Origin of the sequence: Aeromonas sp. Y293-4, from assembly GCF_027705905.1 — a bacterium.
Classification (GTDB): domain Bacteria; phylum Pseudomonadota; class Gammaproteobacteria; order Enterobacterales; family Aeromonadaceae; genus Aeromonas; species Aeromonas veronii.
Genome location: NZ_JAPDCI010000019.1, coordinates 62,883 through 73,871 on the forward strand (window position 1 = coordinate 62,883; position 10,989 = coordinate 73,871).

At 61.3% G+C, this 10,989-nt stretch carries 6 protein-coding genes and 1 CRISPR repeat array; of the genes, 1 reads left to right on the plus strand and 5 read right to left on the minus strand.

Annotated elements, in window-relative coordinates:
* Positions 1–322: 322 nt before the first annotated feature.
* On the plus strand, positions 323–1,651 hold the full coding sequence (locus OKC31_RS18410) for an IS4 family transposase (RefSeq protein ID WP_247823058.1): 1,329 nt from the start codon (positions 323–325) through the stop codon (positions 1,649–1,651).
* A gap of 1,750 nt (positions 1,652–3,401) precedes the next feature.
* Positions 3,402–7,584: direct repeats of the CRISPR family, unit length 29 nt; unit sequence CGGTTCATCCCCGCGTGCGCGGGGAGCAG.
* An 84-nt stretch (positions 7,585–7,668) separates the two neighbouring features.
* Here the strand turns inward: OKC31_RS18410 and cas2e are convergent.
* From cas2e to cas7e, 5 genes are read right to left on the minus strand one after another with little or no spacing between them, the layout of a single operon-like run.
* A complete protein-coding gene (gene cas2e, locus OKC31_RS18415) occupies positions 7,669–7,962 on the minus strand; it encodes a type I-E CRISPR-associated endoribonuclease Cas2e (RefSeq protein ID WP_136501392.1) in 294 nt (97 codons plus the stop codon).
* On the minus strand, positions 7,962–8,876 hold the full coding sequence (gene cas1e / locus OKC31_RS18420) for a type I-E CRISPR-associated endonuclease Cas1e (protein ID WP_207670612.1): 915 nt from the start codon (positions 8,874–8,876) through the stop codon (positions 7,962–7,964). The genes cas2e and cas1e overlap by 1 nt, the downstream gene beginning before the upstream one ends.
* Positions 8,876–9,502 carry a type I-E CRISPR-associated protein Cas6/Cse3/CasE gene (gene cas6e, locus OKC31_RS18425; protein WP_236303069.1) on the minus strand — a complete coding sequence of 209 codons (627 nt, stop codon included), beginning with the start codon at positions 9,500–9,502 and terminating at the stop codon, positions 8,876–8,878. Before cas6e ends, cas1e begins: the two co-directional genes overlap by 1 nt.
* Positions 9,493–10,140 carry a type I-E CRISPR-associated protein Cas5/CasD gene (gene cas5e / locus OKC31_RS18430; RefSeq protein ID WP_136501391.1) on the minus strand — a complete coding sequence of 216 codons (648 nt, stop codon included), beginning with the start codon at positions 10,138–10,140 and terminating at the stop codon, positions 9,493–9,495. Before cas5e ends, cas6e begins: the two co-directional genes overlap by 10 nt.
* A 1-nt stretch (position 10,141) precedes the next feature.
* Entirely contained in the window at positions 10,142–10,942 is an 801-nt protein-coding gene (cas7e, locus tag OKC31_RS18435; protein WP_270657379.1) for a type I-E CRISPR-associated protein Cas7/Cse4/CasC, read from the minus strand.
* Between the last annotated feature and the right edge of the window lie 47 nt (positions 10,943–10,989).

Below are 10,989 nucleotides of genomic sequence, written 5' to 3' on the forward strand. Positions count from 1 at the left end.
CTTCCTCTTGATTTTGAGAGACCTAAAATCCTCAAGAGATACAGAGGCCCAAGGCGAAGTGAATTGGACAAAAGGGGGGCCGCGTGTCCGCTGAAATGTCACTGGAGGAACGGCGTCAGTACGTCCGTGACAACTACCCAGATGTGGCAGAACTAATCAGACTCGCCCGCCTTCACTTCGGTGAGTCTGTCGAGATAGTGGTTACACTGGATGAACCAATAAAAAAGGGGCCGTGAGCCTAATGCCGATCAGTTAAGGATCCATTGACCGATCCTTCTGCTGTGTGAAAATCCGAAACCTGTTGATTGGTTTCGGATTTTTTATGCGTATCGACCAGGCTCTCGACTTCCTCCACGCCAGCAATACTGCCCAGTTTGAGTCACTCTCCGACCTCATTCCTCCCGAGCTCATCACAACGCTGCTCGCCGAAGAGGATGTCGTGACCCTGCGTCGCCGCCGTATGCCCATGGAGCGTCTGGTCTGGGCCATCATCGGCATGGCTATCTTCCGCCACGTCCCCATGACCCAGCTCGTCAATCAGCTCGATATCCTGTTGCCCGGCGACCGCCCCTTCGTTGCCCCCAGCGCCTTCCTGCAAGCTCGCCAAAAACTGGGGGACAAGAGCATCGAACGCCTGTTTCACGAGACCGCTTCGCGCTGGCACCAGCAGGCCAATCATCCCGGCTGGGCCGGGCTGCAACTGCTCGCCGTCGATGGAGTGATGTGGCGCACACCCGATACCCCGGACAATGCCGCTGCCTTTGCCAAGCCCGGTACTCAGCATGGGGAGACCGCTTATCCGCAGGCACGCATGCTCTGCCAGATGGAGCTGACCAGCCACCTGCTTGTTCAGGCGGTCATGGAGAGCTGCGCCGTCAACGAGATGGTGTTGGCCGAGCAGCTTGTCGCGCACACACCAGACCACTCGCTAACTCTGTTCGACAAGGGGTTTTACTCTCTCGGTCTGCTCCACGCCTGGCAAACCACTGGCAGCGAGCGGCACTGGCTGCTGCCACTCAAAAAGGGCACGCAATACGAGGTGGTGCGCAAGCTGGGGCGTCAGGATGCCCTGGTGCAGCTCAAGACCAGTCCACAGGTGAGGAAGAAGTGGCCGCACCTGCCGGACACAGTGGAAGCCCGCTTGCTGACTCGCACTATCAACGGCAAGGAGCGCCAAGTATTGACCTCCATGGTCGACCCGATGCGTTTCCCGGGCGCCGACATCGTTGAGCTCTACAGCCACCGCTGGGAAATCGAGTTGGGCTATCGGGAGATGAAGCACAGCCTGCAACAACACCGGCTGACCCTGCGCAGCAAGAAGGCGGCGGGGATACGGCAAGAGCTGTGGGGCGTGCTGCTGGCGTACAACCTGCTGCGCAGCCAGATGGTAAAGATGGCGGCGAGTCTGAAGGGATACACGGCGAGCCAGCTGAGTTTTCACATGGCATCGGTGTACCTCATCCATGAACTGAGCTGCATGCCGTACCTGTCACCGGGAAGTATCCCGAAGCGGGTGGCGGAGCTGGATAAGCAGGCGGGGCAGTTTGTATTACCGGAGCGAAGGGAGCGGAGTTATCCCCGCTGCGTGAAGCCAAGGCCACAGAGGTATAGTGTGAAAAAAGCCAATAAAAACAATGCCAGTCAGGCTTAACTGACTGGCATTAGGGCCGTGAGCCCCTTTGTTTATTCCTCGATCCCCAGGATGTTGTTCACCGTTCGCAGCGGTAGGCCAAGCATTCGGGATGCGTCCTCCGCACTGTGGCCATCGTTGATTAGCGGGTAGACATTTGAGCACTTAGAGCTGTAGCTGGTCTCCATCCCAACGAACGTGGGGAAGGGCGCCGCGCGAGATCAAGCTCAACATCTACATACGGTTCATCCCCACGGGTGTGGGGAGCTGTCTGACGTTGTGCTGGCGTAGCTGCCGAAATTCGGTTCATCCCAACATGCGCGGGGAGCTGGATGCTTTGATAGCAATGCAAGGCCAACTGCGCGGTTCATCCCCGCGTGCGCGGGGAGCAGGATCTTCGCGTCGATGTTCGTGACGATTTGGATGGTTCATCCCCGCGTGCGCGGGGAGCAGAGCAACGGCACCATCATGTGGTTGCCATCCTTCGGTTCATCCCCACGTGCGCGGGGAGCAGTTTTCGATGGCGCTAAATTGCACCCTCACCTGCGGTTCATCTCCACGAGCGCGGGGAGCAGCCGATAGTTTGGATGGAGCATTGACCGTAGCACGGTTCATCCCCACGTGCGCGGGGAGCTGCCCCGCAGGTTGCTGGGGTTCGAGCTGAGCGCCGGTTCATCCCCGCGTGCGCGGGGAGCAGGAACTGGAAAGAGAAGCTGGTGCTGCAGCGCCGCGGTTCATCCCCGCGTGTGCGGGGAACAGCAGTAGGGGATGCGGGTATCAAAATCCGGCGACGGTTCATCCCCGCGTGCGCGGGGGAGCAGGCGATAAAGGGCGGCTCGGCTGATACCGAACTGCGGTTCATCCCCACGTGCGCGGGGAACGGGCTCCGTGCGGGAATCGAACCCGCCTCTCTGCCGGTTCATCCCCACGGGTGCGGGGAGCAGAACGTCCGTCGGCCTGAGTGGCTGCTGCCGCCCGGTTCATCCCCGCGTACGCGGGGAACAGGATAACCCCATCGACCCCGCCACGCTCGATGACGGTTCATCCCCACGTGCGCGGGGAGCAGTTGTAGACAATCATCCCGATCACGCCGTTCTGCGGTTCATCCCCGCGTGCGCGGGGAGCAGCCAAACATCGACAGCACTTGGCGGAATGCCCACGGTTCATCCCCACGTGCGCGGGGAGCAGGTTGGACAGGTTGTAATTGACCCCTGCCCCGCTCGGTTCATCCCCGCGTGCGCGGGGAGCAGCTGGATGATATCTACATCAACCCCATCATCGACGGTTCATCCCCGCGTGCGCGGGGAGCAGACGTTGCCCGCCGTCAGAACATCCCCATGATCCGGTTCATCCCCACGTGCGCGGGGAGCAGACGAATGCAGCGCACCACGGCGTCTCGTCGTCCGGTTCATCCCCGCGTGTGCGGGGAGCAGCCGTTGGTGTCATTGATCTGCTGAAGGATCGGCGGTTCATCCCCGCGTGCGCGGGGAGCAGAGCAACCCCCCTCCCTGCTGAGCGTCTTTTATCGGTTCATCCCCACGTGCGCGGGGAGCTGGCCAGAACAGGGCAACGAGGCCCCAGCGGAAGGCGGTTAATCCCCACGTGTGCGGGGAGCTGGGTCTTGATGAGCGTGGCTTTCAACTCGCCATAGGTTAATCCCCACGTGTGCGGGGAGCTGATGACCAAGCTGGTCGGCGCGGTGTCATCCACCGGTTCATCCCCACTTATGCGGGGAACGGAGCTCCATCGCACGCTGGCCAATGGAGGCCACCGGTTCATCCCCACGTATGCGGGGAACGGGCTACCTTCCTCCATGTCGCTTCGTCAATGTGCGGTTCATCCCCACGTGCGCGGGGAGCAGGGCTGGTAATCCAAATCGGATTCCTTCCATGACGGTTCATCCCCACGTGCGCGGGGAGCAGTTTATCCGCCCTTCACTGCCCAGTTGTACCGGCGGTTCATCCCCACGTGCGCGGGGAGCAGAATCAAATCATTGTAGGCATCCCAGATGGTGCCGGTTCCTCCCCACGTGCGCGGGGAGCAGGGGTCAGGGAAGCCGACCAGTTGAGCCAGCACCGGTTCATCCCCACGTGCGCGGGGAGCAGGTTCGAACCCTCGACCTCGGGATTAAAAGTCCCGGTTCATCCCCACGTGCGCGGGGAGCAGCCAAACATCGACAGCACTTGGCGGAATGCCCACGGTTCATCCCCGCGTGCGCGGGGAGCAGGATCTAGTTGTTGTCTATCAGGCGGGCAGCAGCGGTTCATCCCCGCGTGCGCGGGGAGCAGGCTGGCCGGGTTCAATCCAGCGCATAATGGATCGGTTCATCCCCGCGTGCGCGGGGAGCAGCCATTGAACAGGATTTCGGGTTTCAGCTGCCACGGTTCATCCCCGCGTGCGCGGGGAGCAGGCAATGCCTCATCGGTACCAGCTCACCGGGTACCGGTTCATCCCCGCGTGCGCGGGGAGCAGGCGGTGGTCACGGTCTCGGCGCGGCCAATCGGCGGTTCATCCCCGCGTGCGCGGGGAGCAGGACCGATGGATGATTGAGCATGGAGATCTGATCGGTTCATCCCCGCGTGCGCGGGGAGCAGAGCTTGGTGATGCGCTGAGCCTCTGCCTGCCACGGTTCATCCCCGCGTGCGCGGGGAGCAGGGCTCGACGTTAACGTCGATTTCTTGACCGAGCGGTTCATCCCCGCGTGCGCGGGGAGCAGCACAAAGCCGCCTGCATCCTCAATCACCATTGCGGTTCATCCCCGCGTGCGCGGGGAGCAGCAAAGGCCCGCCCCGGCGAAACCATTCTCGCCCGGTTCATCCCCGCGTGCGCGGGGAGCAGCATGCTGCAATCTTCTGCCCTACTGACCCACCCGGTTCATCCCCGCGTGCGCGGGGAGCAGCACATCGTCCTGGGCGGCGATCGAGTTGCCATCGGTTCATCCCCGCGTGCGCGGGGAGCAGAAGATCCTCGACCTGCAGGCCCGCATCGCCGACCGGTTCATCCCCGCGTGCGCGGGGAGCAGGCGGAAGCGGTGCGTGATGTAGCAGCCATAAACGGTTCATCCCCGCGTGCGCGGGGAGCAGCAAAGCGGCCATCTGGCTGGCGCCCCGATTTTCGGTTCATCCCCGCGTGCGCGGGGAGCAGCGACGCATCGGGAACGGCGAGCCGTTGGTGCGCGGTTCATCCCCGCGTGCGCGGGGAGCAGGCGTACACCCGCACCGGATGGCCAGCCAGTACCGGTTCATCCCCGCGTGCGCGGGGAGCAGCTGTTGTCCACGTACTCAAGTTGCAGATTGACCGGTTCATCCCCGCGTGCGCGGGGAGCAGACCACCGACCCGGCAACAACCAGCTCGCCGCCCGGTTCATCCCCGCGTGCGCGGGGAGCAGCAGCATGGCCTCTTGCAGCGTATTCGCCAGTACGGTTCATCCCCGCATGCGCGGGGAGCAGTCCAGGCGTTTGCGGTGATGTGCGACATCGGGCGGTTCATCCCCGCGTGCGCGGGGAGCAGGCCAGTATCGCTTGAACCGATAGCCCCATCGCCGGTTCATCCCCGCGTGCGCGGGGAGCAGACGGTCTGCTGGTGATAGCTGGTCTGGCGCAGCGGTTCATCCCCGCGTGCGCGGGGAGCAGTGGACCCTAACTCACAACTGCGTGACCGTACTCGGTTCATCCCCGCGTGCGCGGGGAGCAGGATGACAGCCAGCTTTCCTTGCGCTTACCTTCCGGTTCATCCCCGCGTGCGCGGGGAGCAGCTTTGCGCCCCTGCTTTTTCACACAAGGGGAGCGGTTCATCCCCGCGTGCGCGGGGAGCAGGCGAAGAATTTTGGCCGGTACGCCTCGACCCACGGTTCATCCCCGCGTGCGCGGGGAGCAGGACCCTGTTTGCCCCAAGTGTGGCAAATCCCGCGGTTCATCCCCGCGTGCGCGGGGAGCAGTTTAAATCAACAGGGCCAACAGAAAATTCAGGCGGTTCATCCCCGCGTGCGCGGGGAGCAGCCAGCTTGAACTCGCGCCCGGTCGCCATCAGCGGGTTCATCCCCGCGTGCGCGGGGAGCAGGGCCACATCGGCAGGCAGGGCCGCCAACCATGCGGTTCATCCCCGCGTGCGCGGGGAGCAGGCGCGGGCTGGCGCATCGTCGCCGTACTGGGTCGGTTCATCCCCGCGTGCGCGGGGAGCAGGTAGTGCCATTGCAGATGTGACAGAGATGAGGCGGTTCATCCCCGCGTGCGCGGGGAGCAGTCGCTGCTGGGCAACCGGACGCTGAGCGGCCGCGGTTCATCCCCGCGTGCGCGGGGAGCAGTGGGGAATATCCGATTACAGCCCGCTCGAATCCGGTTCATCCCCGCGTGCGCGGGGAGCAGGGTTTGCGGTTCTGCTCCACAGTCCGCAGCCGCGGTTCATCCCCGCGTGCGCGGGGAGCAGTTGTTCTCGCTGCTCTCCCCCACGGCAATGAACGGTTCATCCCCGCGTGCGCGGGGAGCAGTTATCAAGGCCATTCTGGACTGGATAATTGACCGGTTCATCCCCGCGTGCGCGGGGAGCAGTATAACCTGTTTGCCACAATAACGCCGCCTGACGGTTCATCCCCGCGTGCGCGGGGAGCAGTTCTGAAGCGTCAACGAGGTGGCCGAGGACGGCGGTTCATCCCCGCGTGCGCGGGGAGCAGTCGGGATCACCAGCTTTCTGATCGTTGACCTGCGGTTCATCCCCGCGTGCGCGGGGAGCAGGCCGTTCAATGGATGCACGGTCATGATTTTGACCGGTTCATCCCCGCGTGCGCGGGGAGCAGCAGCAGAAGAAGGCCGCCGCCTGGCTGATGACCGGTTCATCCCCGCGTGCGCGGGGAGCAGGGTGTGGGGGCTTGCCCCCACGAAGGGATTTACGGTTCATCCCCGCGTGCGCGGGGAGCAGTGCGGTTTCTGAGCTCCATTCGCCTATGATCCCGGTTCATCCCCGCGTGCGCGGGGAGCAGTGTCATCTCCATTTTGAATGCTGCCGCATTCACGGTTCATCCCCGCGTGCGCGGGGAGCAGCTGCCAACACCTTCTGCAGGTCACCCATCCTACGGTTCATCCCCGCGTGCGCGGGGAGCAGGACCATTGCCCAGCTGGTTTTTGCCAGTTGGGCGGTTCATCCCCGCGTGCGCGGGGAGCAGATGAACATGATCCTTCACGCCATAGTCACTCGCGGTTCATCCCCGCGTGCGCGGGGAGCAGAGGCGCTGGCCCGTTATCACGATTGGCTGATCCGGTTCATCCCCGCGTGCGCGGGGAGCAGGCGATTCGATGAACGGCCTTCGTACCAGCCACCGGTTCATCCCCGCGTGCGCGGGGAGCAGAAAGGCGGCATCCTGCTCAAGTCTGGAGACCTCCGGTTCATCCCCGCGTGCGCGGGGAGCAGTCTTGCTGTAAACAAGAAATCACCGATTTTGGCGGTTCATCCCCGCGTGCGCGGGGAGCAGTAACCAACCCCCCTTGAACCGCCTGCAGCTCCCGGTTCATCCCCGCGTGCGCGGGGAGCAGTGCAGGGTCGTTGAGCGCCTTTTGCCGGATGGCGGTTCATCCCCGCGTGCGCGGGGAGCAGGCCGTTCGGCTCGTCCGGTATTGTCAGGCAGAGCGGTTCATCCCCGCGTGCGCGGGGAGCAGGCCTGTTGGTAATTGCAAGCCGTTTCCCGTTACGGTTCATCCCCGCGTGCGCGGGGAGCAGCCGTAGGGTTTGATGCCTGCTTTGTCGGCCTTCGGTTCATCCCCGCGTGCGCGGGGAGCAGGTTGATGGCCGGCACCTGCTCGCGGGTGATCTGCGGTTCATCCCCGCGTGCGCGGGGAGCAGGACAAACCCTGCGCTGGCACAGTTCTCCACGCAGGTTCATCCCCGCGTGCGCGGGGAGCAGAACGACTATGCAGACGGCTACCTCGCTGGTCGCGGTTCATCCCCGCGTGCGCGGGGAGCAGACTTAATGGATGTTATTGATTTAAATGGCTTTTTCAAACCATAAAAAAGCCACCAACTAATCCAGATTGTTAATGAACGATAACCTATTGATTTTCAAAGGGTAGAAATGAGACTAACCGGCAGCCATCCAAGTCCACCGGCATCCTTCTATTTGCTCCCAAGGTTTGAAAGTCAAACCCTGAGTCGTTGTTAGCAGACCATGCCATCACGATATTGCCCTGCTCAACCAATGCCTCACACTGCTGCCAGATCATCTCTCGTGCACGGCGCGAGACATCTCCCACATACACACCTGCACGGACCTCCAGCAACCAGATAGCCAGCCGACCACGCAAACGTGGGGGCACATCTTCGGTCACGACGACCAACATGCTCATCACTGACTCCTGTGACCGGCGTCCCCCATGCCGATCGGTTCGGGAATGGCGGGCGGCTGAGCATCCTTGGGAGGCTCAGGCGGGGTGATCCCCCCTGCAGCAAGCACCTCTTCAATTAGCGGGATCAGCTTTTCCAAGGTGCGCAGTTTGTTAAAACTGTCGCGACAAGCCAAGCGTACTGCGCGATCAGGGTTGGCATCGCCCCTAGCTGCGATCTCAAACGCCTGGGGCACCACGGTTTCAAATTTGATGATGTCGGCTATGTCGTAGACAAACGAGAGCGGCTTGCCACTATGGATAAAGCCGATGGCGGGGGCATACCCGGCAGCCAGGATGGCCGCCTCAGTGATGCCATAGAGGCAGGATGTGGCGGCGCTAATACATTGATTGGGCAGGTCGCCCTTCTCCCAATCCTTGGGATCATAGCGTCTCCCCTGCCACTTAACCCCATATCGAGCAGCCAACAGTTTGTAGGTCTCACGCACCCTGGCCCCTTCGATCCCACGCAACTGGTCTACTGAACGACGGCTGGGAGGTGGCTCGCCAAAGCGCAGCTCAAACATCTTGCGTACTACTTTGAGACGCAGCTCTTCATCCAGTGCAAGTTTGGCCTGAAAGAGTAGCCGGTCGGATCGGGCACCTCCCGGTTGACCTGCAGCATAGAGCCTCACCCCGGCCTCCCCTACCCAAACCAGCAGAGTACCAGCCATTGCTGCCAGCTTGACGGCTGCGTGAGAGACCCGAGTGCCGGGCTCTAGCATCAGACAGGCGACAGTACCAATGGGTATGTGAGTGCGTACCCCCTCTTTGTCCACCAGCACAAAGGCGCCGTCGATCACATCGAGCTGGCCATATTTAAGAAACAGCATGGCCCGGCGATCCTTGATTGGGAGTGGCTTTAGAGGGGGGAGCATCAGGCTTTTCCCAAAGAAAGCAAGCCGCAACCCAGCGACTTGGCTGGGCCGATACCGGCACACAGGGCGGCTCGCAAGACATCAGGCTCGACAACCTGCAAGTAACCCTCGAAGGTCGCAGTCAAGACACTAAGACGGCTTATTCCCTTCCGCCCATGCTGCATCACAGAGCTACTGACCAGTGCATGGACAAGACTAAAACCGTGACGCTCTCCTTGCCGAGCAAGCCAAGCCAACTGCTCTTCCTCGCTACACAGCCCCCTGCGTTTGCCATCACGGGTTACCGTCGGGTTAGCCTGCAGGCGAAAGCGATAGGAACGACCTTGTTCAAGCCATTGCTCGGGTGCAAAGCGCTTCTCTTGAACTTCCCCTTGCAGGTAGTAAGGCAGATCGCGTAACGGCCCCCAGTTCCCTTCGGTTTGAGATTGCACCAGCAGTTGAGGCTGTTGCCAATTGGCTGTTGCCTCGAGACGCCACAAGAAGCGTGCAGGCGCGGTCTCTTCGTCGGGAGCAAAAGCCCTGGCCAAGGTACGATGAAGCTCGTAGGGATTGGCCAGGTCACGACGTGCCTCCTTGCTTCTTGGGTTCAAGATCAATCGACTCAGATGCAATTGATTCAGGGACATGACACCTCCTCAGGCTCCAGTTGCTCAGTGAGCACAAAACGGGGGCCAAAGCGGCGATCTGCAAAAGGGGCTATCGGTTGATCGAGGCGAACCGTCCCTTCTGTCGCCTCCAACAACAAGCGACGCACTTGCAGACCAGCCCCCTTGATCAACTCGGGATAGTCGCGCAGAGCTTCCAGCAAAGCGCTATCTCGCACACCATCAGGCAGATACACTGGCGGTGACGGCAAACACCCCTTGCGGCCCAAGCTAAGAGGCCAATGGGGCGTTTTCAGTGCCTGATGGATTTGATCGAGCAGAGATTGTTCCCCCTCAAAACCAACCAGAAAAGCGGCATCGCTCAAGTAGTAGCGTGGGCTGACCACGGTGCGCTTCATATCGACCTTGCCAGCCGCGTTAACGATACCGGTGGCCGTCTGATAATCACGCAACACAACCCCTTCCCTATCCACCCTCACCCCCATCTGAAGGGCCGCAAGATCATCGACAGACTCGCTTCGATCCCGCCCCAGGGCGGCGCAGATTAGCCCGAGCACTCCCGATTTGGAAGGCTCCAGCTGGGTGTCGCGTTCATCAAAGCGGCTAGTAGTCCCCCAAGATTGCATAGGCCCTTGCAGCCGCAGTAGCAGTGTCGGCATGTTACTCTCCCCACTGGGTCTCGACGACATCGCGTACCCAAGCAGCCAAGTCGCTTACCGAGCTGCGGGCCTGACTGTTCTCGAGCTGCCACTTGCCAGTGAGATCGATATGGGCCCAGCGATCGGTTGCATCTCCGTAGACGGGGGCCAGCTTGCTCTCGTACTCACCAAGCGCCGCCACAGACTGTTCGGTGAGGCTCTTGTCGTGGCGCGGCTGGATCGGACGCTCGAAGGCATTGGCCAGATTGAGAGGGCTTTTACGCAGGCTAACCCCGATAAACTCAGGCAGGTTGTGGGCAGCGAAGCTGTTTTGTTTGCCGGTCGGTATGGCTCGGACCATCGACTGCACCAACGCCTCAATAGCCGATGCAGTCAGCTCCTTGTCACCTTGCAGGTTCTGCAACAACTTGCTCACATCAAGCGCGGTATAGCGGTAGAAGGTGGCGGAGTTGAACTCGACCTGGCCAATCATGCCTGCACCGGTTTCGTCAGGGCTACCCACGTCATCGACGGCGGTGAAGTAGTCAAAGTCACGCTCCACCCTGTGAGTGCTAATGGCATGGGCTACCTGACAGGCAGCATCCTGATTCACCTGAGGTAAGTCGGCCAGCATTCGGCCAAAGAGGGCAATATCAACAGCTCGACTTCTATGAAGTAATGCTTCTAGTTCAGATTTGAGCTGTTTAGAGATATCGGTAGGCTTGAGTTTTTTCTTATTGCTCAGACTTACTATTTCTTCTGAATGAAAAGATATGAGTTCTTTCAGTGCATTGGTAATCCCCCCATTTTTTGGAGCACTCAAAAGTAGAGGTCATGCGGCCTGTGCCAAGCGCTGTTTCGGCGTGTAGC